Origin of the sequence: Aeromonas diversa CDC 2478-85 (assembly GCF_000819805.1) — a bacterium.
GTDB classification, from domain to species: Bacteria; Pseudomonadota; Gammaproteobacteria; order Enterobacterales; family Aeromonadaceae; genus Aeromonas; species Aeromonas diversa.
Window position 1 is genome coordinate 1 of record NZ_CDCE01000008.1, and the last position, 22,726, is coordinate 22,726.

29 protein-coding genes are annotated in these 22,726 nt (G+C 62.5%); 14 read left to right on the forward strand and 15 right to left on the reverse strand.

All coding sequences use genetic code 11. The features are described 5' to 3' along the window. Positions 1 to 306: 306 nt before the first annotated feature. Positions 307 to 1,335, forward strand: coding sequence for a tRNA dihydrouridine(20/20a) synthase DusA (gene dusA / locus BN1121_RS01055; protein WP_005346379.1), 1,029 nt, complete (start codon positions 307 to 309; stop codon positions 1,333 to 1,335). 59 nt (positions 1,336 to 1,394) lie between these two features. On the opposite strand, the gene BN1121_RS01060 is transcribed toward dusA, so the two are convergent. Further along, a complete protein-coding gene (locus BN1121_RS01060; protein ID WP_005346377.1) occupies positions 1,395 to 1,697 on the reverse strand; it encodes a hypothetical protein in 303 nt (100 codons plus the stop codon). A 131-nt stretch (positions 1,698 to 1,828) separates the two neighbouring features. Next, complete coding sequence (locus BN1121_RS01065; RefSeq protein WP_005346375.1) at positions 1,829 to 3,430, reverse strand: peptide ABC transporter substrate-binding protein; 1,602 nt, start codon at positions 3,428 to 3,430, stop codon at positions 1,829 to 1,831. A 95-nt stretch (positions 3,431 to 3,525) separates the two neighbouring features. Between BN1121_RS01065 and BN1121_RS01070 the strand changes: the two genes are divergently transcribed. Next, positions 3,526 to 4,236, forward strand: a complete 711-nt coding sequence (locus BN1121_RS01070; protein WP_005346370.1) for a ParB-like protein — start codon at positions 3,526 to 3,528, stop codon at positions 4,234 to 4,236. A 25-nt stretch (positions 4,237 to 4,261) separates the two neighbouring features. Here BN1121_RS01070 and BN1121_RS01075 read toward each other — a convergent pair whose 3' ends face one another. After that, complete coding sequence (locus BN1121_RS01075) at positions 4,262 to 4,930, reverse strand: CatB-related O-acetyltransferase (protein WP_005346369.1); 669 nt, start codon at positions 4,928 to 4,930, stop codon at positions 4,262 to 4,264. A 262-nt stretch (positions 4,931 to 5,192) separates the two neighbouring features. On the opposite strand from BN1121_RS01075, the gene BN1121_RS01080 reads away from it, so the two are divergent. Continuing rightward, a complete protein-coding gene (locus BN1121_RS01080) occupies positions 5,193 to 5,624 on the forward strand; it encodes a DUF2753 family protein (protein ID WP_043156988.1) in 432 nt (143 codons plus the stop codon). Here the strand turns inward: BN1121_RS01080 and BN1121_RS01085 are convergent. After that, positions 5,621 to 6,367: an enoyl-CoA hydratase-related protein gene (locus BN1121_RS01085; protein WP_005346359.1), complete on the reverse strand. Its 747-nt coding sequence runs from the start codon at positions 6,365 to 6,367 to the stop codon at positions 5,621 to 5,623. The two genes, BN1121_RS01080 and BN1121_RS01085, sit on opposite strands and share 4 nt — an antisense overlap. A gap of 90 nt (positions 6,368 to 6,457) precedes the next feature. Between BN1121_RS01085 and BN1121_RS01090 the strand changes: the two genes are divergently transcribed. The 3 genes from BN1121_RS01090 to BN1121_RS01100 all read left to right on the forward strand — a co-directional run bounded on the left by BN1121_RS01090 (position 6,458) and on the right by BN1121_RS01100 (position 8,316). Beyond that, entirely contained in the window at positions 6,458 to 6,901 is a 444-nt protein-coding gene (locus BN1121_RS01090) for a copper chaperone PCu(A)C (RefSeq protein WP_005346357.1), read from the forward strand. Between the two features lie 95 nt (positions 6,902 to 6,996). Then, entirely contained in the window at positions 6,997 to 7,620 is a 624-nt protein-coding gene (locus tag BN1121_RS01095; RefSeq protein ID WP_005346356.1) for a TIGR04219 family outer membrane beta-barrel protein, read from the forward strand. A 15-nt stretch (positions 7,621 to 7,635) separates the two neighbouring features. Further along, entirely contained in the window at positions 7,636 to 8,316 is a 681-nt protein-coding gene (locus tag BN1121_RS01100) for an SDR family NAD(P)-dependent oxidoreductase (protein WP_005346354.1), read from the forward strand. Positions 8,317 to 8,370: 54 nt separating this feature from the next. Here the strand turns inward: BN1121_RS01100 and BN1121_RS01105 are convergent, their stop codons facing one another. Then, on the reverse strand, positions 8,371 to 9,171 hold the full coding sequence (locus BN1121_RS01105) for a putative RNA methyltransferase (protein ID WP_005346352.1): 801 nt from the start codon (positions 9,169 to 9,171) through the stop codon (positions 8,371 to 8,373). 56 nt (positions 9,172 to 9,227) lie between these two features. Then, positions 9,228 to 9,866 carry a cAMP-activated global transcriptional regulator CRP gene (crp, locus tag BN1121_RS01110; RefSeq protein ID WP_005346349.1) on the reverse strand — a complete coding sequence of 213 codons (639 nt, stop codon included), beginning with the start codon at positions 9,864 to 9,866 and terminating at the stop codon, positions 9,228 to 9,230. 252 nt (positions 9,867 to 10,118) lie between these two features. On the opposite strand from crp, the gene BN1121_RS01115 reads away from it, so the two are divergent. Both BN1121_RS01115 and BN1121_RS01120 read left to right on the forward strand, forming a co-directional pair. Then, positions 10,119 to 10,523: an OsmC family protein gene (locus BN1121_RS01115; RefSeq protein WP_005346347.1), complete on the forward strand. Its 405-nt coding sequence runs from the start codon at positions 10,119 to 10,121 to the stop codon at positions 10,521 to 10,523. Positions 10,524 to 10,566: 43 nt separating this feature from the next. Next, positions 10,567 to 10,962, forward strand: coding sequence for a hypothetical protein (locus BN1121_RS01120; protein WP_005346343.1), 396 nt, complete (start codon positions 10,567 to 10,569; stop codon positions 10,960 to 10,962). 54 nt (positions 10,963 to 11,016) lie between these two features. Here the strand turns inward: BN1121_RS01120 and BN1121_RS01125 are convergent, their stop codons facing one another. From BN1121_RS01125 to BN1121_RS01155, 7 genes are all read right to left on the reverse strand, one after another. Further along, entirely contained in the window at positions 11,017 to 11,547 is a 531-nt protein-coding gene (locus tag BN1121_RS01125; RefSeq protein WP_005346340.1) for a DUF4136 domain-containing protein, read from the reverse strand. Positions 11,548 to 11,562: 15 nt separating this feature from the next. Continuing rightward, positions 11,563 to 12,432 carry a phosphoribulokinase gene (locus tag BN1121_RS01130; protein ID WP_005346338.1) on the reverse strand — a complete coding sequence of 290 codons (870 nt, stop codon included), beginning with the start codon at positions 12,430 to 12,432 and terminating at the stop codon, positions 11,563 to 11,565. A 53-nt stretch (positions 12,433 to 12,485) separates the two neighbouring features. Then, complete coding sequence (locus BN1121_RS01135; RefSeq protein ID WP_005346336.1) at positions 12,486 to 12,710, reverse strand: YheU family protein; 225 nt, start codon at positions 12,708 to 12,710, stop codon at positions 12,486 to 12,488. Between the two features lie 67 nt (positions 12,711 to 12,777). Further along, positions 12,778 to 13,749, reverse strand: a complete 972-nt coding sequence (locus BN1121_RS01140) for a hydrolase (RefSeq protein WP_005346331.1) — start codon at positions 13,747 to 13,749, stop codon at positions 12,778 to 12,780. Next, positions 13,746 to 14,648 carry a chemotaxis protein gene (locus tag BN1121_RS01145; protein ID WP_005346328.1) on the reverse strand — a complete coding sequence of 301 codons (903 nt, stop codon included), beginning with the start codon at positions 14,646 to 14,648 and terminating at the stop codon, positions 13,746 to 13,748. Before BN1121_RS01145 ends, BN1121_RS01140 begins: the two co-directional genes overlap by 4 nt. Before the next feature lie 135 nt (positions 14,649 to 14,783). Next, positions 14,784 to 15,575, reverse strand: a complete 792-nt coding sequence (locus BN1121_RS01150; protein WP_005346325.1) for a substrate-binding periplasmic protein — start codon at positions 15,573 to 15,575, stop codon at positions 14,784 to 14,786. 48 nt (positions 15,576 to 15,623) lie between these two features. Then, positions 15,624 to 16,247: an AraC family ligand binding domain-containing protein gene (locus BN1121_RS01155; protein WP_005346322.1), complete on the reverse strand. Its 624-nt coding sequence runs from the start codon at positions 16,245 to 16,247 to the stop codon at positions 15,624 to 15,626. Positions 16,248 to 16,286: 39 nt separating this feature from the next. On the opposite strand from BN1121_RS01155, the gene BN1121_RS01160 reads away from it, so the two are divergent. After that, positions 16,287 to 16,490 (forward strand): YheV family putative zinc ribbon protein, encoded by a 204-nt coding sequence (locus BN1121_RS01160; RefSeq protein WP_005346320.1) that lies wholly within the window; start codon positions 16,287 to 16,289, stop codon positions 16,488 to 16,490. 69 nt (positions 16,491 to 16,559) lie between these two features. After that, positions 16,560 to 17,183: an FKBP-type peptidyl-prolyl cis-trans isomerase gene (locus BN1121_RS01165; protein ID WP_005346318.1), complete on the forward strand. Its 624-nt coding sequence runs from the start codon at positions 16,560 to 16,562 to the stop codon at positions 17,181 to 17,183. Between the two features lie 51 nt (positions 17,184 to 17,234). Here the strand turns inward: BN1121_RS01165 and BN1121_RS01170 are convergent, their stop codons facing one another. Both BN1121_RS01170 and BN1121_RS01175 read right to left on the reverse strand, forming a co-directional pair. After that, positions 17,235 to 17,453 (reverse strand): SlyX family protein, encoded by a 219-nt coding sequence (locus BN1121_RS01170; RefSeq protein WP_005346316.1) that lies wholly within the window; start codon positions 17,451 to 17,453, stop codon positions 17,235 to 17,237. Between the two features lie 9 nt (positions 17,454 to 17,462). Next, positions 17,463 to 18,434: a WD40 repeat domain-containing protein gene (locus tag BN1121_RS01175; RefSeq protein ID WP_005346313.1), complete on the reverse strand. Its 972-nt coding sequence runs from the start codon at positions 18,432 to 18,434 to the stop codon at positions 17,463 to 17,465. A gap of 117 nt (positions 18,435 to 18,551) precedes the next feature. Here BN1121_RS01175 and fkpA point away from each other — a divergent pair, with 117 nt between their 5' ends. From fkpA to BN1121_RS01195, 4 genes are all read left to right on the forward strand, one after another. Then, complete coding sequence (gene fkpA, locus BN1121_RS01180) at positions 18,552 to 19,361, forward strand: FKBP-type peptidyl-prolyl cis-trans isomerase (RefSeq protein ID WP_005346311.1); 810 nt, start codon at positions 18,552 to 18,554, stop codon at positions 19,359 to 19,361. Positions 19,362 to 19,461: 100 nt separating this feature from the next. Beyond that, complete coding sequence (locus BN1121_RS01185) at positions 19,462 to 20,382, forward strand: ROK family protein (protein ID WP_005346307.1); 921 nt, start codon at positions 19,462 to 19,464, stop codon at positions 20,380 to 20,382. After that, positions 20,379 to 21,389, forward strand: coding sequence for an erythrose-4-phosphate dehydrogenase (gene epd / locus BN1121_RS01190; protein WP_005346304.1), 1,011 nt, complete (start codon positions 20,379 to 20,381; stop codon positions 21,387 to 21,389). Before BN1121_RS01185 ends, epd begins: the two co-directional genes overlap by 4 nt. Before the next feature lie 61 nt (positions 21,390 to 21,450). After that, a complete protein-coding gene (locus tag BN1121_RS01195) occupies positions 21,451 to 22,614 on the forward strand; it encodes a phosphoglycerate kinase (RefSeq protein WP_005346297.1) in 1,164 nt (387 codons plus the stop codon). Positions 22,615 to 22,726: the final 112 nt, after the last annotated feature.

The following is a 22,726-nucleotide window of genomic DNA, read 5'->3' on the forward strand; positions in this document are numbered from 1 at the left end:
TTGGTGACTTTTCTTTGGCCACGCAAAGAAAAGTCACTCGCCATAGCCCGTAGGGCGGGCGAAACCCCAATGCGGCGTAGCCGCATCTCACTTACCCGTTGCAATGGGCCGCGCCTATTGCACCCTCCCCTAATGCGGCAGCGCCGCATCAAGATATCTGACACAGGCGAAGGCGCCTGGCCGCCGTCGTGCTACCTCGCTCGGCCAGCTATGGCTGATCTGGGGCGCCAATTTCGCTATACTCCCTCCCCCTGTCGCCGGCCGCGCCGGCATTGTGTGAACACAGAACCAGAAGACCCGAGCACCATGAGCCAGAAGCATCCCGCCAGCCCCCACACCGCCCACTGGAGCGGACGATTCTCCATCGCCCCCATGTTGGACTGGACGGACCGTCACTGCCGCTACTTCCACCGGGTGCTGAGCCGCAACATCTTGCTCTACACCGAGATGGTGACCACAGGCGCCATCATCCACGGCAAGGGGGATTATCTCGGTTACAACCAGGAGGAGCACCCCATCGCCCTGCAGCTGGGCGGCAGCAACCCGGCCGATCTGGCGCGCTGCGCCAAGTTGGCTCAGGAGCGCGGCTACGACGAGGTGAACCTCAACGTGGGCTGCCCCTCGGATCGGGTGCAGAACGGTCGCTTCGGCGCCTGCCTGATGGGGGAGCCTGCCCTGGTGGCCGACTGCGTCAAGGCGATGCGCGACGTTGTGGACATCCCGGTGACGGTGAAGACCCGCATCGGCATCGACGAGCAAGACTCCTACGAATTCTTGCAGGCCTTTATCGAGCAGGTGCGTGACGCCGGCTGCGACACCTTCATCGTGCACGCCCGCAAGGCATGGTTGAGCGGTTTAAGCCCCAAAGAGAACCGTGAAATCCCGCCGCTCGACTACCCGCGGGTCTACCGGCTCAAGCAGGAGTACCCGGCGCTGACCATCGCCATCAACGGCGGTGTCACCAGCCTGGAGCAGGCGCAGGAACATCTCATCCATCTGGACGGGGTCATGGTGGGGCGCGAGGCCTACCAGAACCCCTATATCCTGAGCCAGGTGGACAACCTCATCTTCGGCGAGAGCCAGCCCCAGCTGACCCGCCACGAGGTGGTGCGCCGCATGCTGCCCTATATCGAGCAGGAGCTGGCCAAGGGCAACTATCTCTCCCATGTCACCCGCCACATGCTGGGGCTGTTCCAGAATCTGCCGGGGGCGCGCGGCTGGCGTCGCCACCTGAGCGAGAACGCCACCAAGCCGGGGGCCGGCATCCAGGTGGTGCTGGATGCCATGGCCAAGGTGCCGGAGCACTGGCAGCCGCGCGAGGCGGCGAGCGAATAAAACAAGGCGGCGCACCCCAGGGTGCGCCGCCTTGTTTTGGAGAACCTGAATATGGGGGATCAGAGCACTGGGGTGAAGTCGTGGATCTCGCCGCCGCGGGCGGTGAAGCGCGGATCTTTATCCTTGAACGCGTCGAGCTCGGCCATGGTCTTGCAGAAGTCGCCGTTCTTGTTAAACAGGGTGCGCGCCTTGTCGATGGCCCGCTCTGCCTGGCGCCGCTCCATCTTGCCGAGCTGGCGGTTGGCGAAGGTCTGGTGCTGTTCCAGCATCCAGGTCGAGAACGCGTGGCGGCACGGATCCTCGTCAGAGGCCCAGGCGATGGACGAGAGCAGGGTCAGGCTGAGAAGAAGAAGGCGAGTCATGGTGTGCTCATAAAAAACGCAGACGGCGCATTGTAGAGAGAGAGCGACCATTTTTGAAGGGGGCTTTAAAAAGAGAGGGGGACCCTGTTTGGCCCCCTCTGGCAAGGTGTCACGTCTGCGTGACGAGCCCGTCAGTGGGCCACCAGATAGAGCTGGCGGCTGTAGGCTACGTCCTCCGGGTTATCGATGGGATAACCCTTGAGCCAGGGCTTGATGAGACGGGCGTTGGTGTACTGATAAATGGGGGCGACGGGCATCTGCTCGGTGAGCAGTTGCTCGGCCTGATTGAAGAGGGCGGCGCGCGCCTCTCCCCCGGCCCCTTCGGCCCCTTGCAGCAGGCGGTCGTAGTCGGCGTTGGCAAAGCCGGCCATGTTGCCGCTGTGGTGGCTCTGCCACAGGCCGAGGAAGGCGGAAGGATCGTTGTAGTCTGCCACCCAGGAGGAGCGGATCACCTGGAACTGGCCGCTCTGGCGGCTGTCGAGGTAGCTCTTCCACTCCTGATTGGTCAGCTCCACCTTCACCCCCAGCTTCTGTTTCCACATGCTGGCGATGGCCAGCGCCATCTTCTTGTGGATCTCGGCGGTGTTGTAGAGCAGGGTCAGGGTCAGCGGTTTGGCCGGGCCGTAACCGGCCTCGGTGAGCAGGGTCCTGGCCTGTCGGTCCAACTCGGGCTGAGGCGTCTGGCTCAGGTAGTTGGGGGCAGGGGTGAAGCCACGGGTCACGTCCGGGGTGAAGCGCCAGGCGGGTAGCTCGCCGCTGCCGAGCACCTTGTCGGCGATGAGCCGGCGGTCGATGGCATACGAGAGGGCCTTGCGCACCCGCACGTCGTTGAGCGGGGCCTGGCGCGTGTTGAAGGCGTAGTAGTAGGTGCCGAGCTGGGGTGGGGTGAAGACTTCAGCCCGATGCTGCGTCAGCAGCTGGGCATACTGCTCCTTGGGGAAGGACTCGGTGATCTGAAGGTCTCCGGCCAGGTAGCGGTGGGTGGCGGCGCTCTCCTGGTTGATGGGCAGGAAGGTGACCCGGGTCAGCACCGTATTGGCCTTGTCCCAGTAGTGGGGGTTGGGCGCCAGCTCGAGCCGCTCGTTGACCACCCGGCGCGCCAGCACGAAGGCACCGTTGCCGACCAGCTTGCCCGGCTGGGTCCAGGCCTTACCCTCTCTCTCTATGCTGGCCCTGTGCAGGGGAAACAGGCTGGGGTGGGTCAGCAGGTTGAGCAGATAAGGCACGGGGCGCGCCAGCGTGATGCGCAGGGTGTGTTCATCGAGCGCCTCGATCCCCAGCTGCTCGGGGGGGAGCTTGCCCGCCAGGATGGCGTCGGCGTGTTCGAAGGCGGCGAGGCGGGCAAACCAGGCGAAGCTGGCCCCCTCGCGGGGATCGACCAGACGTCGCCAGGCGTAGACGAAGTCCTGGGCGGTCACCGGATCGCCGTTGCTCCAGCGTGCCTCGGGGCGCAGGTAGAAGGTATAGTGACGCGGGTCCTGCTGCTCCCAGCGTTGGGCCGTGCCGGCCACCGGATTGCCGTGCGGATCCTGATTGAGCAGTCCCTCGAAGAGATCCCGGGCCACCTGCAGCTCGGGCAGCCCGACCAGCTCGAGGGGGGAGAGGCTGACCGGCTCATCCTTGAGGTGGCGCACCAGGGTCTGCTCCGGGGCGAGGCGGGTGCCGGCGGGGATCTCGGCGGCCCAGAGGGGGCTTGCCGAAAGTGTGACTAACAGGGGTATCCATCCCTTCATGTTCGGATCCTTAATAAAGAGAAGCGCAAACAGGAGCTAAGTGGCGCCATGATAGCCCGGTCCACGGAAAAGTCTCGCAGAAAAAGGAGAGCACGATGAGAAGAGGCCTCTGGATAGTCCTCTGGCTGTTGACCCCACTCGCCTGGGCCCTGGCCCCCTGCACCCCCGAGAGTGAGGTCGGGAGCGGGTGCCGGTTGGCGATCGCCGACTTGCATCCGACCCAGGGCGGGATCGGCCTGTTGCAGGTCGAGCGCGAACAGGCCGCGCTGGCGGAAAAAAGCCCGAAGCAGCTCGACAAGTTGATGAAGAAAAAAGAGATCCCCGTGGTGATCTCGCCGGATGGGCGCTTCTGGCTGGTGGATCGCCACCATCTGACCACGGCGTTGTGGCGCAGCGGGGTACGCGAGGCGCGGGTCAGGGTGATTGCCAGGCTCAAGGACCCGGCCAACTTCTGGCGCCAGATGCGCGCCAATCACTGGGTCTGGCTGCAAGATGAGCGGGGTCGTCCCCTCGAGCCCGATCAGCTGCCCGCCCGGGTGCAGGATCTGCCCGACTATCCCTATCGCACCCTGGCCGGGTTGCTGGAGGATGCCGGCTACATCGACAAGGATCAGCAGGTCTATTTCATCGAGTTCGCCTGGGCGACCTGGCTCGGGGAGCAGATGGGCTGGGCCGGTGTGGATAGCCACAACCTCAAGGTGCGGCTGCATGAGGCCAAACAGCTGGCTTGCAGCAGCCGCGCCGCCCATCTGCCCGGTTACCCGGGTCAGCAGTGTCTGCTCAATCCGGCGCGCTCCGGCCACTAAGCGCCGAGGGGCGCCTTGTCTCCGTCTAGGGGGCTTCGCTTCCGCCTGCCTGCCAATGGGCGGCGGCGGTCTCGAGCAGGGCGACTTCCCCTTGCTGGATCAGGGGAAGCAGGGCCTGCACCTGCTCATCGGGCCAATCCCACCAGGCGAGCGCCTGTAGCCGTGCTATCTCGTCGTCACTAAAACGCATGCGGATCACCCTGGCCGGCGTGCCCGCCACCATGGTGTAGGGGGGCACATCCTGAGTGACCAGGGCGCGGGCGGCGATGATGGCGCCATCTCCTATTGTCACCCCCGGCATGATCATCGCATCCATGCCGATCCAGACGTCGTTGCCGATGCGAGTGTCCCCGGCGGGGCGGTAGCTGCGCTGCAAGGCCTCGAGACTGTTGAAGGGATAGGTGCTGATGAAGGCGGTGTTATGGGTATGGTTGCCCCCCATGATGATCTTCACCCCGGCCGCAATCTGCACATAGTCCCCGATATGCAGCCTGTCTATCTCCCACAGGGGTGCCCAGCCCGTGTCGGGGTGACGACTGAAGCGGTCGCCGTGAAGGTATCGCACCGCGACCTCTTCGAAGGGGCCGTCCCACGCCCCCGAGTAGTAACTGTGTCGTCCCTTGAGCGTGATGTTGGGGTTGGTCACCGTCAGGTGCAGGTATTCGACCTGGGACCAGTGTTGGCAGGTGTTCATCTTGGTACTCCTCAACATGGATGGAAATGGACTCTGGCGTGCGCTCTCGCGCCGCTAATAGATCCAGACCAGCATGCGGGGCACGCAGAGGAGCGAGCAGCCCAGTGCCTGAGGCAGACGAGGTGACATGGCAAACCTTGATAAGCGTGAGGGGCCATTATAGGGGGTGGGCAGGGCAAAGGAGCAATCTCCTCATAAAATGCGTTGTTGATATTTGTTCTCAATTGGAGATCAATAGCACCATCGCAGGGAGGATGCGCTCATGAACCGAATCCATTGGCAGGAGTACATGTTAGAGGCCAGAGTGGCCCAGAATAACGGCGCCTTTGGTGCCGCCGTCTGTCTCTATCAGCGGGCTCTCGAGCTGGCGCTGGAGCCTGACCCCGAGCTGGAGCTGGCGGAGCAGGCCACCATGCAGGTGGCCACCTGCCACCGCTTGGCCCAGTTTTGGGGCGAGATGCAGGAACCCACCTTCGAGCTGCGCTACCTCAAGCTTGCCTCCGAGCTGGTGACCGCCCTGGTACCCCAGTGTCCACACCGCCAGTGTGCGGCACTGATCGGTGAGCTGGGCTGCTGCCGCGCCGCCCTGCTTGCCTTTCTCAAGCGCCACCCCACTCCCGAGATCGCCCGCCTGATCCAGACCCAGGAAAAAGTGCAGGCGTGCGAGCTGATCGGTCGATTCCGCCTTAACTAGCGCCCGCCCAGCTTGGCGGCGATGCGGGTCTGTGCCTCATCCCCCTGCAGGGCCAGGGCGAAGGCGCGCGCCTCCAGATCGATGGTGAAGTGCACCGCCTGGCGCAGCTCCTGCTTGAGCAGCGCCTTGCTCTGTTGCAGGGCGCGCGGTGGCTTGCCCGCCAGGGCAGCGGCCAGCCCCCGAGCCGTGGTCAGCAGCTCGGCGGCGGGCACGACCCGGTTGGCCAGCCCCATGGCCTGAGCCTCGGCCGCGCCGAACGGGGCGCCGAGCAGCAGCAGTTCGCTGGCCCTCAGGTGCCCCACGGCGCGCGGCAGCAGCAGGCTGGAGGCAAACTCGGGCACCAGGCCCAGATCCACAAACGGCAGGCAGAGCCGGACGTTGTCGGCCAGACAGACCAGATCGCAGTGCAGCAGCAGGGTGGTGCCGATCCCGACCGCGGGGCCGGCCGCCGCCGCGACCACCGGCTTGGGAAAATCGGCCAGGGTGTGCAGGAAGCTGAGGATGGGGTCATCCTCGCCCAGGCTCTCCTTGCCGAGGAAGTCGGCCAGATCGTTGCCGGCAGTGAAGCACTCCTCGCTGCCCTGGATAAGCACTACCCGGGTGGCCTCATCCTCTCTCGCCGCTTGCAGTGCCTGCGTCAGCTCCTGATACATGCGAGTATTGAGTGCATTGCGCTTGTGGGGGCGCGTCAGGGTCAGGGTCAGCACCCCATCCTGACAGTTCCGTTCGATAACTTGCTCCATCTCCCACTCCTTGAATCAGGGGGCTGGCAAAAGATTCTTGTTGGGGTAACCTTCCACCCCTGTTAACAACATCATAAAGGGATCTCAACCATGTTTAAACGCGCGTTTTTTCCCCTCATCGCCACCCTGATCGCCGCTCCGGCCCTGGCCAAGGTCGAGGCCGTCGACGGCTATGTGCGTCTGTTGCCCCCGGGGGCGCCCAACACCGCCGCCTTCATGATGCTCAAGAACGACGCCGATAAGCCGGTCAAGCTGGTGGCCGCCGCCTCCCCCGAGGTTGCCCGTGCCGAGCTGCACACCCATCTGCACGAGAATGGGGTGATGCGGATGCGCCAGGTCGAGGCCATCGAGGTGCCCGCCAAGGGAATGGTGCAGCTGCAACCGGGTGGACTGCATGTGATGCTCTTCGAGCTGCGCGATGTGCTGAGTCAGGACAAGCCGTTCCCGCTCACCCTCACCTTCGATGATGGCCAGAGCCTGACCCTCTCCCTGCCGGTCAAGGGTGTCGAGCCGATGAAGGGCATGCAGCACTGACATATTTGGTCGTTGTTCAGCGTTTGCCTCTGGGTATTCCCCGCCGGCGCGGTAGAATATGGGGCTTTCCTGTCCAACGATGGAGTAATAACAGAATGAACAAGAGCCTGATCGCCGCCTCCCTGCTGGCCCTGATGAGCAGCTCCGCCATGGCCGCCAACGACTGGCGCTTTGCCGCCGGTGCCGACGTATGGAATGCCCAGGGCAGCGGTCAGATTTCCGGTAACGGTGCCAGCTACGATAGCAACTACAACTGGAACGGCTATCTGCAACTCGAGCACGGTATCATCCTGCTGCCGAACGCCAAGTTCGAGATGACCGACATGAGCAGCTCGGGCGGCGCCTTCAACAACGATCTGCTGGCCTACGATCTGAGCCTCTACTACCGCCTGTTCAACAACGATCTGTTCAAGATCGATCTGGGTCTGACCGGTCGTCGTTATGACGGTGACTTCAACACCCTGCACTACGCCTACGATGAAGACATGCTGATGGCCTATGGCGCCACCGAGATGAAGGTGCCGGGCACGGGTCTCTCCGCCTTCGCCGACGCCCGCGTCAGAGATGCCGACAACTTCGACTATCGCCTGGGCGGTGCCTACAAGTTCGCCTCCGCGCCGGTCAAGGTGCGTGCCGGCTGGCGTGAGGCCCAGATCGACTTCGACCGCGTCGACCAGAATCTGGACGGCTGGTTCGTCGGCGCCGAATTCACCTTCTGATAGGGGCACGCCATCATGGGTTACACCATAGTCACGGGGGCCGGCACCGGTCTGGGCCGGGCCCTGACTGACGGGCTGGTGGCCAGGGGCCATCGGGTGGCCATGATGGGCCGCCGGCATCATAAGCTGCAGGAGCAAGAGCTGCGCTTCGGTGAGCAGGTGATCGGCATCGCCGCCGATCTCTCCCACCTGGAAGAGGTGGAGATGGCCTTCTCGGCCGCCGTCGAGTGGGGCGGACTCCCCGACATGGTGATCCACTGTGCCGGGGTGGGGGAGTTCGGGCCGGTCGGTGTCTACACCGCCGAGCAGATCCGCTCGGTGGTCGAGAACAACCTGGTCTCCACCATACTGGTGGCCCAGCAGACGGTGCGTCTGCTCGGCGACCGGGGTGGGGTGCTGGCCAATGTGCTCTCTTCGGCGGCCCAGGTGGGCAAGGCCAACGAGAGTCTCTATTGTGCCTCCAAGTGGGGCATGCGCGGCTTTCTCGAGTCCCTGCGCGCCGAGCTCAAGGGAGGGCCGCTGCGGCTGGTCAACCTCTACCCGAGCGGCATCCGCAGCGAGTTCTGGGATAACAGCAATCACGTGGATCCCAGCCGCTTCATGACTCCCGAGGATGCGGCGGCCTATATGCTCGATGCGCTCGCCTCGCGCACCAGCTGCCACGTGACCGATCTCTTTATCGGTCGCAACGACTGACGCCGGCTCTGATACGACAACGCCTCCCTCGGGAGGCGTTGTGCTTTATGGCGTTCAGGCGGGCCGCTGCCACAGGGTTAGCAGATAATCGTGCTCGAGCAGGGGACTGCCCTGCTGCTGATAGGCGTGACGCACCGCGTTGTTGGCGCGCCAGGCGAGTGGACTGGTGGCGAGCATCAGCTCGCGTGACTCTGCATCCATGGCGACCTCGAAGTGGCAGCGTTGACGGGCCAGCTCGTTAAGGGGCGCGATGCTCGGCCAGGTAGCCGGGTGCTCCCTGGCATCCGGATTGATGTGGCTACGCAGCTGCCAGTGGTGGCGCGGGCCCTGGCTCAGCAGCAACAGGATGCCACCGGGGGCAAGCAGGGGGGCCAGTTCGGCCGGGCGACTCTTGTGGCCGGCTTCGAGCAGCAGGGCCTGCGCCTGTCCCGGTTGCAGCGGCGGGCGGGTCGGGTCGGCCAGCACAAATTCGGCATCGGGCTGGGCCTTGGCGGCGGCGAAGATGGCGTTCTTGGCCCGCTCGATGCCAACCAGCTGCCAGTCGGGGCGGCGCTCGGCCAGGGCACGGCACAGATAGCCCTCACCGGCCCCCAGCACGATCAGCTCACCGGCCTCTGCCGGTAGCAGGGCGGCCAGGGCCTCGGCCAGGGGGGCCAGGGCCCCCTGCTCGAGCCAGTGACGACGGGCACGCATCAGGGCACGGCTCTCGCCCTCCTTGGGGGAGTGCTTGCCGGGGATGAGGTCGAGATAACCCTCAGGGGCCTTGTCGAAGTGGTGCTTGTTGTCGCAGTAGGCACCGCCCGAGGCGGCGTGGCGATGGAGGGGGGCTCGGCAGAAGGGGCATTGCAGGTGCATGGGGTCATCCAACAAAAAGGGCTGCCGAGAGGGCAGCCCGTTATTCGGTGTCAGGCTCAGCGGGTGCCGAAGACGACGATGGTCTTGCCGTGGGCGGAGATGAGATCCTGCTCTTCGAGCATCTTCAGAATACGGCCGACGGTTTCGCGGGAGCAGCCGACGATCTGGCCGATCTCCTGGCGGGTGATCTTGATCTGCATGCCGTCCGGGTGGGTCATGGCATCCGGCTGGCGGGCCAGGTTCAGCAGGGTTTGGGCGATACGGCCGGTCACGTCGAGGAAGGCGAGGTTACCCACTTTCTGGCTGGTGTGTTGCAGACGTTTGGCCATCTGGCCGGAGAGGCGCATCAGGATCTCGGGGTTTACCTGGATCAGCTGGCGGAACTTCTTGTAGGAGATCTCGGCCACTTCACAGGAGCCCTTGGCGCGCACCCAGGCGGTCCGCTCTGGGCTCTCGCCCTCTTCGAACAGGCCCATCTCGCCGATAAAGTCACCCTGGTTGAGGTAGGAGAGGATCATCTCCTTGCCTTCGTCATCCTTGATCAGAACGGCCACCGTCCCCTTGACGATGTAGTACAGGGTCTCTGCCTTCTCGCCCGCATGGATCAGGGTGCTCTTCGCCGGGTACTTGTGAATATGGCAATGCGACAGAAACCATTCGAGAGTGGGATCGCTTTGCGGTTTGCCAATAGCCATGAGTATTCCTCTGTTGAATTATTTGGACTTCTTGGTCCCGGCAAGGTGCCACACTTGCCATTCCTTGTTTGTAAGTGGCAGTAGCATAAGAGCCTTTGCCCATCGAGACAAGGCTTGCCGCCAGTGCGGGGCATTCTAGGAAGCCCACTGGCCGGAGGTGTTGATTTTGATCTATTAACACGTCACTAAGTGCGGGCCATGGGAGAGTGGTATGCTACGGATCACATTATTGCTATCCAGAGGAAGAGAGAAATGAAAGCGGAAGTGACCTGGGTTGAGGGCATGAAGTTCGAAGGGCTGAGCGAGTCGGGTCATCGGGTCTTGCTGGACGGCGCCAATCCGGGCGAGGGGCCGAGCCCCATGGAGCTGGTGCTGATGGCCATTGGCGGCTGCAGCTCCATCGACGTGGTCTCGATTCTGGAGAAGGGCCGCCAGGCGGTGACCGGCTGCAAGGTGGAGATCGATACGGTACGAGCCGAGACGGCGCCGCGGGTCTTCAAGAAGATCCACCTGGAGTTTGTCGTCACCGGCCACGAGCTGGCCGAGAAGCAGGTGGCCCGCGCCGTCGATCTCTCCATGGAGAAGTACTGTTCCGTTTCGTTGATGCTGGAAAAATCGGTCGAGATCACCCACGGTTATCGAATCGTGGCCGCCTGAACGCGGGCTCAAGGGATTTACGCACAACAGAAAGGAAAGAGAGATGAAAAGAGTGATGATGCTGTTGCCCGTGATGGGGCTGGCCGCCTGTAGTTCACCTCAGCCGACCCAGTATGAGCAGGTGCAGTACCAGTGCGGTGAGCAGGCTCTGGCCATCGCCTTCGATCGTCAGGCCCAGACCGCGCAGTTTGAGCAGGGCGATGTATGGTACAAGCTGTTGTGGGCGGAATCCTCTGAGCAACAGGGGGACTATTACCGCTTTGGCCTGACCGAGCTCTGGGTCAAGGACAAGCAGGCGACCCTCGCCCAGCAGGGAGCCACTGTGCTGGCCTGTAGCAGCCAACCGGCTGAAGCAGGCATGGATCACATGAAGGACATGGGTGACATGAACAACATGGAGCACATGGACCCGGCGGATAAGGCCGAGAGCGCGCAATAGCGCACCTGGACCGGGTGTCGCCGAACAACATGGCCTGCATTGCAGGCCATGTTGTTATTGGGCGCCAGGCAGGGTGGCCAGCATCTGGGCAACCCAGCGTTGGCTGAAACGGACCCGCTCCTCATCGGGGACGCGATCACCCACCTCCAGTTGCAGGGTGGCGCTCCACACCGGCCGCTCGCTCTGGCGATCCAGGAGCACCACGGCCAGGGTTCCGGCTCTCTGCTCCTTGCTCGTGATCTGCCCCGGTGTCATGCCCAGCCGGCTGAAGATCTCGGCGTTGGATAGGTCGGCGGCGCCCGCCACGCCGACCGCCACCAGCAGGTCGGCGTCGTCCATGGTCTGAGGCTGCCAACCGTGCGCCTTGAGTTTCTGCTCGACCGCCTCCTGAATCGGGGTGAGCCAGCCTTCGACGCTGGCACCGGCATACTGATACTGCTCGGCCATGGCGAAGCGAACCGACTGACCGTAGGGCCAGGCGGTCGCCGGTTTGACCACCAGGGTTCCCGTGGTGGGCGTGGTGCCGGACGGTGCGCTGCTACAACCGGCGAGCAGCAGGGGCAGCAGCAGAAGCAGGATACGCATGAGTAACCTCCGGGATCAGGTGATTTTGCCGCTCTCCAGCAACTGCTGGATCAGGGGGAGCAGGATCAGCTCCATCGCAAAGCCCATCTTGCCCCCCGGCACCACTATGGTGTTGGGGCGCGACATGAAGCTGCCGTCGATCATGGCGAGCAGGTAGGGGAAGTCCACGTTCTTGATGCCGCGAAAGCGGATCACCAGCATGCTTTCGTCGAGGCTCGGGATCACCTTGGCACTGAAGGGGTTGGAGGTATCGACCGTGGGGACCCGCTGGAAGTTGATATGAGTGCGGGAGAACTGGGGGGTGATGAAGTTGATGTAGTCATCCATGGAGCGGACGATGGAGTCGGTCACCGCCTCCCGCGAGTGGCCCCGCTCCGAGGTATCGCGCACCAGCTTCTGGATCCACTCCAGGTTGACGATAGGCACCACCCCGATGAGAAAGTCCACGTGGCGAGCGACGTTGTGCTCGTCGGTGACCACGCCCCCGTGCAACCCCTCGTAGAAGAGCAGATCCGTCTCGTCGGGCAGGCTCTGCCAGGGGGTGAAGGTGCCCGGCATCTGGTTGAAGGGAACCGCCTCGTCGAAGGTGTGCAGGTAGCGTCGGTATTGCCCCTGTCCGCTCTGGCCATACTCCTGAAAGAACTGCTCGAGCAGGGCGAAGTCGTTGGCCTCGGGGCCAAAGTAGCTGATGTGGCGCCCCTGCTCCCGAGCTTTGCGGATGGCGACGTCCATCTCGGGACGGGTGTAGCGGTGAAAGCTGTCCCCTTCCACCACGGCCGCCTTGTAGCCCAGTTGATGAAACATGGAGCGAAAGGCGAGGGTAGTGGTGGAGGTTCCGGCACCGGAGGAGCCGGTCACGGCGATGATGGGGTGTTTGGCCGACATGGAGAGTCCTCTTCCTTGATAACCTCCGTTATACGGGCCCAACCGGAAAGCGGTCAAGCCTCCCTGGGAAAGCGATCCCGCGGAATGATGTCCACGCTCTCGTGCAGCTCGCTATAGACGATGACGGCACTGCCGGCCTCCAGCTGGGCGCGCACCGCGGCGACCTTCTCCTCCAGGGTGGCTTCCGCCTCCCCGTAGTCGGTCCCCTCGCGCAGCACGAAAGATTCGATCAAATTGTGCAGTGTCTCGGCTTCGATGGTGTGCCAGGGGATGATCATGGGCGGGCTCTGGTGCGGATAAATAGGGCCCTATTGTGCCGCCCGCCCCGCGCCCTGCAACCCCTTTTTAGCGGCTCACCTCATGCAGCCATTGGCTGATCCGCTCATCCAGCCAGAAACGCGGACGCCATGGGGTCCCGTGCAGAAAACCCACATGACCGCCGCGGCGACTCAGCTCGTAGCGCACCTGGGGCGAGAGCAGCTCGGCGCGCGGGATCACGGCCTGCGACATGAAGGGATCGTCGGCGGCGTGGAGGATCAGGGTGGGGATCGGGATCTGTGCCAGCAGCGGCAGGCCCGAGCAACTCTGGTAGTAGTGGTTGGCGTCGTGGAAGCCATGCAGGGGGGCGGTCACCTGTTCATCGAAATCGCGCAGGGTGGCGATGCCCTCCACCTGTTTGGGCTGCCAGCGTTCGCTCGCCTTCTGCTGTTGCCGGATCTTGCTGAGGAGATTGCGGCGCATGGTCCGCAGCAGATAGTTCTGGTAGACCTTAGAGAAGCCCTGATTGACGCGTTCGGCGCAGCTCTCCAGTTGCAGCGGGGCCGAGACCACCACGGCCGCGGTCAGTGCCGCCGGACAGGCCCGTGCCAACAGGTTGACCAGCATGTTGCCACCCAGTGAGAAACCAATGGCAAGCAATGGCTTGCCCGGGAAGCGCCGGCTCAGCTCGGCGATGACCTCCTGGGCATCCTGGATCGCGCCCGAGTGATAGGCCTGCAGATGGCGATTGGGCTCACCGCTGCAGCCGCGAAAGTGCATCAGCACGGCCTGCGTCCCCTGTCGCTGCAGATGGCTAAATAGCCCCTTGGCGTAGTGGGAGTGGATGCTCCCCTCCAGCCCGTGGAACACCACGACCAAGGGGGCGGGACCGGCGTCGACCACCCCACTCCAGGCGAGGTCGACAAAGTCGCCGTCCGACAAGTCGAAGCGTTCGGCGATGAAGCGGGCCGGCGCCCGGCGTAGCCATTTTGGCAGTATGGTTTGCAGATGGGGGTTGTGGGCCCACCAGGGGGCCCGGAAATGACTCTCGACGATCACTGCTCGACCAGGGCCTTATGATGTTCGGCGCCGCGCAGCATGGCCTGAATGAGCTCGTTGGCCTCGAACTTGGTCAGTGCCTCATGGGCGCCTACCTGATGCGCCCTCTCAATGCTGATCTCGCTCGAGAGCGAGGTATGCAGGATGATGTAGGCGCCGGCGAGACGGGCATCGTTTTGCACCTCAAAGGCCAGCTCATAGCCGTCGAGGCCCGGCATTTCTATGTCGCTCACCAGGATGTCAATCGGGGTACCCCGATCGGCGGCCTGTTGCATCATCTGCAGGGCATCCCGGCCATTGCCACAGACCTGGTAGGGGATGTTGATGTAGTCGAGGGCCACCATCAGCTGCTTACGGGCGACCGCCGAGTCATCCACCATCAGGATCTGCATGGGTTTGAGGACTTCCCGCTGCACATCGGTGAGCAGCGGATAGAGGTGCTCGGGGGCGTCGGGGAAGACCCGCGAGAGGATCAACTCCACATCGAGCAGCTGGACCAGTTGCTCACCGATCCGGGTCACCCCGGTGACGAAGATATTGTGGCCAAGGCTGGCTGGCGGCGGCGTGATGTCGCGCCAGTTGCACTCGCCAATGCGCTCGATGCCGCGCACCAGAAAACCCACCAGGGTGCGGCGGCAGTCGGTGATGATGATAAAGCAATCCTTATGCTCATCCCGGGTGAGGGGCTGATAGCCGACGGCCTTGGCCATGTCGATGACTGGCAGGGTATGCCCCCGCAGGCTGACGGCGCCGAGCACGGTCGGGTGGCTCTGGGGGATGGCGGTCAAGGGGGTATAGGGGACGATCTCCTTGACCTTAAGGGTACCGATGGCAAACAGCTGCTGCCGGGTGAGGCGAAAAAGCAGCATCCCTTGTGACTGGTTCGCCTTGCTCTTCATGATTGATATCCCAAGTAAATAAGAGAGAGGAGGGCGTTCCTAGCATAACGAAAAAACGGACTCATGGGGCGAACGCTCTCTCAAAAGTGTTATCCGGAGACGATAAAGTTCGCTGGGGCCCTTCCGGCGGTGGCCTCAGCGTTGGGACTTTCCCACATGGTGCTCCACGATGCGGGCTATGCCATTTTGCTGTCGCAGCTGATGGAGGGCGCGGTCAAACTGCTTCACGAACTGATCCTTGAAGGGAAAGCCCTTGTCGTTGGCGGCATAGCCCAAGAAACCCTGCTCCCGTGTGACCACGGGGCCCTGGCGAAAGCGGCTCATGTCCTCGAGCGCGATGTGGCCCTCTTTGATCATGGTCAGCATCTCGGCCAGCAGCGACAGCTTGTCATTGATGGTGCAATCGACCCGACCGCGCAGGATCTTGAGGAGATTTTCGCGGTTGCTCTTGGCCGGCTCCAGTTCGATCTTGCCTGCTGCGACGGCGTCCCAGAAGGCCTTACCCCCAATCGAGAAGCCGGCGTTCATGCCAAAACGCAGGCCATGATAGTCCTGGGGAAAGCGCGCCTCGTCGGTGTTGATGGCCAGCTTGTCGTTGCAGACGACCACGACCTCCTCATCGAGCAGGGGCTGGGAGTAGGGCCAGATCCAGGGGCGATCATCCTGATTGTAATAAGGTGGGAGGAGGGCAAAGGCCGTCCCCTGCTCCACCATGCTGAGGGCCCGGCGCCAGGGAACGGGCTTGAGCACCAGTTCAAAATCCGGCATCCCTTTGGCGACCTCTCTCACTATGTCGGGATAGATGCCGCGCGCCTCCTGCCCTTCCTGCCAAGAGTAGGGGGCATAACTGGAGTCAGTGAATATCTCGACCCGGGTCTTGGCCTCGACACAGGTTATCGCCAGTAGAACCAACCACCATGCCTTCATGGTCTGCCTCCTCTGCTCATTGTTAACAGCATAGGGGAGGCGAGGCGATCACTCCTGCAACCAGAACGCTAATTCTTGCTGCCAGCTCAGCTCGTCCGGGTAGCCCAGAGCGGTGAGGACGGGGGCGATAGCTTGTCCCCCCTTGAGCTGGCGATCGGCACGGATCAGGCGATATTGCGCCACCAGGGCGGCCAGCGCCTCGCTCACCTCGGTCGGGATGATGCCTTGGCAGAGTCCTTGCCACTCTTGCTGTAGCACAGTACTCACCGGCTCAGGGTGCAGTGGGGCGCGGCGCAGGAGATCGGCCAGCACCCGCAGACGGTCTCCATAGGGGCCTTGCCACTCTCGCTCTTCCTGCCACAGTGCCAGATCGTCGAGCAGCGCGCCTATCAGGGGTGAAGGGCGCAGCCAACCCGAGCGTTCGGGTTGGGCTTGCCGAATCGAGAGACGCACCTCCCGCCAGTGGCAACCGCGCAGGGGGGTAAAGGCGGCCAGGCAGTCGGCGGGGAGCCAGAAGATCTCGCCGTCGCACAGCAGATGCTCCTGGTTGCCCAGGCGCAGCAGCCCCATGCCGTGACGAACCTGTAGCAACCGCCCTTGAGGCAGGCGCAGGCGTTTGCCAAAGGAGAGGGTGGCCGTGTGACCGGTGAGAAATTCGATGGCGTGATGCATGAGGAAACCCTGATATGATGCTGTCGGGAGGTAACAAAAATGGAAACCCGACGTAAAAAACGCTTTATCGCCGGGGCGGTCTGTTCCGCCTGCGGCAAAATGGACACCATGATGCTGTATCTGGAGCATGGAGTCGAGAAGGTGACCTGCACCGAGTGCGGTGACACCCAGGTGCGTCCCACCGAAGAGGTGACACAGGCAACCCGGTCTGCGGAGGAGGTGATCGGCGTCTTTCGTCCCTGATGGGGCATAGGCGATCCGGTGGTTTTCGGTTATGCTGGGGCCGTTTTTTCACTCAGCAGGATTCCTGACATGAAAGTAGCTCCCCTGAGCGTAGTTACGCTGGAATACACGGTTACCGACGAGCATGGCGAGGTGATCGATACCACGGTTGGCAAAGAGCCGCTGGTTTATATGCACGGTACCCGTTATCTGGTCTCCGGGCTGGAAGCTGCCCTGGAAGGGCGCGCCGTTGGCGACGCCTTCGAAGTGACCCTGAACCCCGAGCAGGCCTACGGCGAATACGACGAAGGGTTGGTGCAGGAGGTTCCGGGTGAGCTGTTTGACGGCATGGATGTCGCCGAGGGTGACACCTTCGTGGCCGAGACCGACGATGGCCACCGTCCGGTGACCGTGGTTGAAGTCTCCGAGGAGTTCGTCAAGGTCGACGGTAACCATCCGCTGGCCGGCGTGACCCTGGGCTTCAAGGTCGAGATCAAGGACGTGCGTCCGGCGACCGCCGAAGAGCTGGCCCACGGCCATGTGCACGGCGCCGGTGGCTGTGGTGGTCATCATCACCATGATCACGACCACGATCACGACCATGACCACGGTGGCTGCTGTGGTGGCGGTCACCATCATCACGCCGAAGAAGAGCAGGGCCATGGCGGCTGCTGCGGCGGTGGTGGTTGTGGTGGCAAGGGCCATCAGCACTGATTGCCTGAGTCATAAAAAAGCCCGCATCGTGCGGGCTTTTTTGTGGGCGAATCAATAATGTGGTGGTGGCGTCTCTTCGGCCATGCTGGCGATCTGGGTCGGCTGCATCGCCTTGAATTTATCCGCCAGCAGATGGACCAGTTGGCGCATCTTGTCGAGCTCGCGCCCCTGCAGCGTCACCTCTTCGTTGAGCTGCTCTACCGTGTATTCGGCATAGGCCAGGCGGGTCTCCAGGGTTTCGATGCGTTCGAGCAACTGCTGCTTTTCCATAACCTTCCTTTACTTGAGGCTCCAGGTTTCGGCCAGGCCGTTGGAGCTGACAGTGACAACCTGGCTATTGTCGCCCAAAGCCACGCCATAGACCACTGCGCCGGAAGGTCGCGCTCCCTTGCGCGCTGTCACCAGCCACTCACCCAGTGGCGCGCCGTCACTCACTCGCCACAGGTTGGCCTGGCGCGACGGGGAGCCGGTCAGTAGCCACTGGCCCTGGTTGACGAAGCGAGCGTTACTGTAGATCTCCTGGCGGTGTTTCATCTGTAGCCGGCTGACTTCCTTGCCGCTGACCAGCTCCCACACTCTGGCCTGTCCCATGCTGCTGGCGGTAAACGCATAACGCCCCTGGGGATCGAGCCGAACCAGGGTGACCCGGCTGCCATGGTTGAAGCGATGAATCACTTGGCCGCTTTGGGTATCCCACAGATAGGCGCTGTAATCGTTACCACCGGTCAGGGCATAGCGTCCGTTGGCCGAGAGATCGACCGTGTTCACCTGCTCGGTGTGGCCGAGAAACTGCAGACGCCGGCCGCTGGTGAGGTCAACAAACTCGGCCTTGCCATCCTCGCGCCCAATCAGCACGAAGCGACCGCTCTCGGAGAGGGCGATGTCGCGCAGGCGAGACTCGGGCAGGGAGTAGTAACCGACCGACTGTCCGTCGGCCAGGCGCCACAGGGCGAAGGTGGTCATGGTGGCGGTGACGGCGTGGCTGGCTTCTGGTGAGAAGCGACTGACGAAGACCAGGTTGCCATCGGGAGAGTCCATGCCCCAGCGGTAGCGTTGTTTATCCTCTTTCAGGTCCCAAACAGTGATCTGTTGTGCCGTGGAAACCAGCGCCGTATGGCTATCGGCAGAGAGATCTGCGGTCAATGCCCCCTGGTAGGAGAGTTCTCGGGTCTGCAGGGGTTGCCCCTCGGGTTTGTCACAACCACAGAGCAGCAGGGGGCACAACAGAACGAGGATGGCACTTTTTTGCATTTTTCCTGTCTCATGCTCTTGTTCGCCCGAATTCGAGGGTTAGTATAAGGCGTTTGTTGCTATAAACCTCTCATTTCAAGAAGGAATCGAGAGCGGTTTTACGTTTTGGAGAAACTGATGAACAAATTTCTGAAGATGTCCCTGCTGGCTGCTGCCGTATCCGTAGGTCTGACTGCGTGCCAGAAGGACGAGAAACCGGCGGCTCCCGCCGAGACCAAGACCGAAGCCGCCAAGCCGGCCGAGGGCGCCAAGGCTGAGGCCAAGAGCTTTGAGGAGCAATCCGGTTACGCCATCGGTCTCTCCATGGGTCGTTACATCGCCAACACCCTGGAGCGTCAGCAAGAGCTGGGCATCAAGCTGGACAACAGCGTCATCCTCAAGGGGGTGACTGACGGTCTGGCCAAGAGCGCCGGCATGAGCGACGAAGAGATCCAGAAGGCCCTGCAAGCCTACGACGCCAAGATCAACGAGCTCTCCAAGGTGAAGGCCGAGAAAGACGCCGCCGACAACCTGAAGAAGGGTGAAGAGTTCCTGGCCGAGAACGCCAAGAAGGAAGGGGTCAAGACCACCGAGTCCGGCCTGCAATACCAGGTCGAGAAGATGGGTGAGGGCGCCAAGCCCAAGGCTACCGACATCGTCAAGGTTCACTATACCGGTACCCTGACCGATGGCACCAAGTTTGACAGCTCCGTCGATCGCGGTGAGCCGGCCACCTTCCCGCTCAACCAGGTGATCCCGGGTTGGACCGAAGGCGTGCAGCTGATGCCGGTTGGCTCCAAGTTCAAGTTCTTCCTGCCGGCCAAGCTGGCCTACGGCGAGCACGGTGCCGGCTCCATCCCGGCCAACTCTGTGCTGACCTTTGACGTCGAGCTGCTGGCCATCGAGAAGCCGGCTGCCGACGATGCCAAAGAGCAGGCCAAGAAGTAAGTCTGCACGATGAAATGACAGGGCCTGCGGGCCCTGTCTTGTTTTCGGCAAGGTGGTACACTGCCCGCTCTTTGCCGGCAGCGTTGAATCAGGAGCGATCATGAGCTGGGACTGGGGGCTCGATCTGGGCGGCACCAAGATGGAGTGTGTGGTGCTTGAGGGCGACAAGGTGGTGCTGCGTGAGCGGCAGCCGACTCCCTGCGATTTCGGGTATGCCGGTATCATCGAGGGGATCGCCACCCTGGTCGAGCGCGGCGCGGCCACCCTGGGGCGAAGGCCCGAGCGGCTCGGCATAGGTACGCCGGGGGCGCGGGATCCCCAGACCGGGGTGATGAAAAACTGCAATACCACTGAGCTCAATGGCCGCCCCCTCAAGGAGGACCTGGAGGCCAGGCTCGGTATTCCCGTGCTCATCGCCAACGATGCCAACTGTTTCGCCCTGGCCGAGGCTCATCTCGGTGCCGTACGCGATCGCTATCCCGACGCCCGGGTGGTGTTTGGCATCATCATGGGCACCGGGGTCGGCTCCGGCATAGTCGTGGATGGGCGCATCCTCAACGGCCATCATGGCATCGCCGGCGAGTGGGGCCATAACGTGCTCCTCCCCGATGGTCCCGAGTGCTACTGCGGCAAGCGCGGCTGTGTCGAGACGCTCATCAGTGGCCCGGCCCTGGAGGCCTGGTACCGCGGCAAGACCAAGCGTCTGCTCAAGCTGCCCCAGATAGCGGCCGCCGCTGCCCACGATCAGGTGGCGCGCCAGACCCTCGATCGCTTGCACCGTCTGTTTGGCCAAGCCATCGCCAACGTGGTCAATATCCTCGACCCGGATGTCATCGTCATCGGCGGCGGGGTCGGCAACATCGACAGCCTTTACAGCGCCGGACGTCAGAGCGTGCTGCCCTATCTCTTCAACCCCAGATTCACCACCCCTATCATCAGGCCTGCCCTGGGTGACAGCGCCGGCGTGTTCGGTGCGGCCCTGCTGGCCCGAGGCACCTTCAAGGAGGCTCTGCTCGGATGATCCGCATCGCCATCAATGGCTATGGCCGTATCGGCCGCAACGTGCTGCGCGCCCTCTACGAGAGCGGTCGCGACAAAAATATCAAAATAGTGGCCATCAACGAGCTGGCCGATCCCAAGGCCATGGCGCACCTGACCCGCTATGACACCAGCCATGGTCGCTTCCGTTTTCCGGTCGAGCTGGCAGGCAACAGCATGCAGGTGGGGGAAGACCTGATTCCCCTGTTTGCCGAGCGCGATCCGGCCAACTTGCCCTGGCGGGCACTCAAGGTGGATGTGGTGCTCGATTGCACCGGCGTGTTTGGCTCGCGCGCCGATGCCGAGCTGCATCTGGCCGCCGGGGCGGGCAAGGTGCTCTTCTCCCATCCGGCCGATGCGGACGTGGACGCCACCATTGTCTATGGCGTCAATCACGGGGTGCTGACCGGGCGTGAGCGCATCGTCTCGAATGCCTCCTGCACCACTAACTGCGTGGTCCCCGTCATCGAAACATTGCATCGAGAATTCGAAATCAATTGTGGTACTATTACTACAATTCATTCATCCATGCATGACCAACAGGTGATCGACGCCTACCACGGCGATCTGCGCCGAACCCGGGCCGCCAGTCAATCCATCATCCCGGTGGATACCAAGCTGGCCAAAGGGCTGGAGCGCATCTTGCCCCATTTTGCCGGCAAGTTTGAGGCGATCGCGGTGCGGGTGCCCACCATCAACGTCACCGCCATGGATTTGAGTATCACGGTGCGAAAAAAAGTGTCGGTTTCTGACGTAAATCAAGCACTGCAACGGGCGTCCAGAGGTACATTAGTCGGCATTCTGGACTATACCGAAGAACCGTTGGTCTCCGTCGATTTCAATCATGATGCCCATTCATGCATCATTGATGGTACCCAGACCCGAGTGAGCGATGCCAACCTCGTCAAGATGTTGATGTGGTGTGATAACGAATGGGGCTTCGCGAATCGGATGCTGGATACCACCCGGGCCATGATGGTTGCAGGCTGAGCCTGCCCCGGGGACAAGGTTACTGTTTTTAACATTACCTGGAAAATATAGAGGACTGAATATGTCTGTTATCAAGATGACCGACCTGGATCTGGCTGGTAAACGCGTCCTGATCCGTGCTGACCTGAACGTGCCGGTAAAAGATGGCAAGGTCACCTCAGATGCACGTATCGTCGCCACCCTGCCGACCATCAAGCTGGCTCTGGAAAAGGGCGCCAAGCTGATGATCACCTCCCACCTGGGTCGTCCGACCGAAGGCGAGTACAACGAAGAGTTCTCCCTGCAACCGGTCGTTAACTATCTGAAAGACGCTCTGTCCTGCGAAGTTCGCCTGGCCAAGGATTACCTGGACGGCGTGGACGTCGCCGCCGGTGAGCTGGTCGTGCTGGAAAACTGCCGCTTCAACAAGGGTGAAAAGAAGAACGCCGAAGAGCTGGCTCGCAAGTACGCCGCCCTGTGCGACATCTTCGTGATGGATGCATTCGGTACCGCTCACCGCGCCGAAGGCTCCACCTACGGTGTGGCCCAGTTCGCTCCGGTTGCCTGTGCCGGCCCCCTGCTGGCTGGCGAGCTGGAAGCCCTCGGCAAGGCCATGGACAACCCGGCACGCCCGATGGTGGCCATCGTTGGTGGTTCCAAGGTCTCTACCAAGCTGACCGTGCTGGAGTCCCTCTCCAAGATTGCTGACCAGCTGGTGGTCGGTGGTGGCATCGCCAATACCTTCATCGCCGCTGCCGGTCACAACGTCGGCAAGTCCCTGTGCGAGCACGACCTGATCGACACCGCCAAGAAGCTGGCTGCCGAGACCTCCATCCCCGCCACCACCGACGTGGTTGTGGGTAAAGAGTTCTCCGAATCCACCCCGGCCACCACCAAGTCTGTGGCTGACGTGTCTGACGACGACATGATCTTCGACATCGGTCCGGATTCTGCCAAGGCCCTGGCCGACATCATCATGAACGCCAAGACCATCCTGTGGAACGGCCCGGTCGGCGTGTTCGAGTTCGACCAGTTCGCCAAGGGCACCGAAGTGATTGCCCGCGCCATCGCCGAGTCCCCGGCCTTCTCCATCGCTGGTGGTGGTGACACCCTGGCGGCCATCGACAAGTTCGGTATCTCCGACAAGGTCTCCTACATCTCCACCGGCGGCGGCGCCTTCCTGGAGTTCGTAGAAGGCAAGAAACTGCCGGCCGTCGCCATCCTGGAAGAGCGCGCCAAAGCCTGATCGTGACCCGAAACGGGGGGCAAAAGCCTCCCGTTTCGTCTATCATGTGCCCGCCCATGCCGGTTCATGATGAACCCCACAATTTTTTATCGGCATACGAGAATAGGACGAG

What these genes read in the sequence shown, in the direction of transcription:
- BN1121_RS01115 (WP_005346347.1), top strand. Translation starts at nt 10,119, where the DNA reads ATGAAAGCGGAAGTGACCTGGGTTGAGGGCATGAAGTTCGAAGGGCTG.
- BN1121_RS01060 (WP_005346377.1), bottom strand. Translation starts at nt 1,697, where the DNA reads ATGACTCGCCTTCTTCTTCTCAGCCTGACCCTGCTCTCGTCCATCGCC.
- BN1121_RS01120 (WP_005346343.1), top strand. Translation starts at nt 10,567, where the DNA reads ATGAAAAGAGTGATGATGCTGTTGCCCGTGATGGGGCTGGCCGCCTGT.
- BN1121_RS01175 (WP_005346313.1), bottom strand. Translation starts at nt 18,434, where the DNA reads ATGCAAAAAAGTGCCATCCTCGTTCTGTTGTGCCCCCTGCTGCTCTGT.
- BN1121_RS01095 (WP_005346356.1), top strand. Translation starts at nt 6,997, where the DNA reads ATGAACAAGAGCCTGATCGCCGCCTCCCTGCTGGCCCTGATGAGCAGC.
- BN1121_RS01195 (WP_005346297.1), top strand. Translation starts at nt 21,451, where the DNA reads ATGTCTGTTATCAAGATGACCGACCTGGATCTGGCTGGTAAACGCGTC.
- dusA (WP_005346379.1), top strand. Translation starts at nt 307, where the DNA reads ATGAGCCAGAAGCATCCCGCCAGCCCCCACACCGCCCACTGGAGCGGA.
- BN1121_RS01150 (WP_005346325.1), bottom strand. Translation starts at nt 15,575, where the DNA reads ATGAAGGCATGGTGGTTGGTTCTACTGGCGATAACCTGTGTCGAGGCC.
- BN1121_RS01165 (WP_005346318.1), top strand. Translation starts at nt 16,560, where the DNA reads ATGAAAGTAGCTCCCCTGAGCGTAGTTACGCTGGAATACACGGTTACC.
- BN1121_RS01135 (WP_005346336.1), bottom strand. Translation starts at nt 12,710, where the DNA reads ATGATCATCCCCTGGCACACCATCGAAGCCGAGACACTGCACAATTTG.
- BN1121_RS01155 (WP_005346322.1), bottom strand. Translation starts at nt 16,247, where the DNA reads ATGCATCACGCCATCGAATTTCTCACCGGTCACACGGCCACCCTCTCC.
- BN1121_RS01125 (WP_005346340.1), bottom strand. Translation starts at nt 11,547, where the DNA reads ATGCGTATCCTGCTTCTGCTGCTGCCCCTGCTGCTCGCCGGTTGTAGC.
- epd (WP_005346304.1), top strand. Translation starts at nt 20,379, where the DNA reads ATGATCCGCATCGCCATCAATGGCTATGGCCGTATCGGCCGCAACGTG.
- BN1121_RS01080 (WP_043156988.1), top strand. Translation starts at nt 5,193, where the DNA reads ATGAACCGAATCCATTGGCAGGAGTACATGTTAGAGGCCAGAGTGGCC.
- BN1121_RS01090 (WP_005346357.1), top strand. Translation starts at nt 6,458, where the DNA reads ATGTTTAAACGCGCGTTTTTTCCCCTCATCGCCACCCTGATCGCCGCT.
- BN1121_RS01145 (WP_005346328.1), bottom strand. Translation starts at nt 14,648, where the DNA reads ATGAAGAGCAAGGCGAACCAGTCACAAGGGATGCTGCTTTTTCGCCTC.
- BN1121_RS01085 (WP_005346359.1), bottom strand. Translation starts at nt 6,367, where the DNA reads ATGGAGCAAGTTATCGAACGGAACTGTCAGGATGGGGTGCTGACCCTG.
- BN1121_RS01100 (WP_005346354.1), top strand. Translation starts at nt 7,636, where the DNA reads ATGGGTTACACCATAGTCACGGGGGCCGGCACCGGTCTGGGCCGGGCC.
- BN1121_RS01160 (WP_005346320.1), top strand. Translation starts at nt 16,287, where the DNA reads ATGGAAACCCGACGTAAAAAACGCTTTATCGCCGGGGCGGTCTGTTCC.
- fkpA (WP_005346311.1), top strand. Translation starts at nt 18,552, where the DNA reads ATGAACAAATTTCTGAAGATGTCCCTGCTGGCTGCTGCCGTATCCGTA.
- crp (WP_005346349.1), bottom strand. Translation starts at nt 9,866, where the DNA reads ATGGCTATTGGCAAACCGCAAAGCGATCCCACTCTCGAATGGTTTCTG.
- BN1121_RS01130 (WP_005346338.1), bottom strand. Translation starts at nt 12,432, where the DNA reads ATGTCGGCCAAACACCCCATCATCGCCGTGACCGGCTCCTCCGGTGCC.
- BN1121_RS01185 (WP_005346307.1), top strand. Translation starts at nt 19,462, where the DNA reads ATGAGCTGGGACTGGGGGCTCGATCTGGGCGGCACCAAGATGGAGTGT.
- BN1121_RS01170 (WP_005346316.1), bottom strand. Translation starts at nt 17,453, where the DNA reads ATGGAAAAGCAGCAGTTGCTCGAACGCATCGAAACCCTGGAGACCCGC.
- BN1121_RS01065 (WP_005346375.1), bottom strand. Translation starts at nt 3,430, where the DNA reads ATGAAGGGATGGATACCCCTGTTAGTCACACTTTCGGCAAGCCCCCTC.
- BN1121_RS01070 (WP_005346370.1), top strand. Translation starts at nt 3,526, where the DNA reads ATGAGAAGAGGCCTCTGGATAGTCCTCTGGCTGTTGACCCCACTCGCC.
- BN1121_RS01075 (WP_005346369.1), bottom strand. Translation starts at nt 4,930, where the DNA reads ATGAACACCTGCCAACACTGGTCCCAGGTCGAATACCTGCACCTGACG.
- BN1121_RS01105 (WP_005346352.1), bottom strand. Translation starts at nt 9,171, where the DNA reads ATGCACCTGCAATGCCCCTTCTGCCGAGCCCCCCTCCATCGCCACGCC.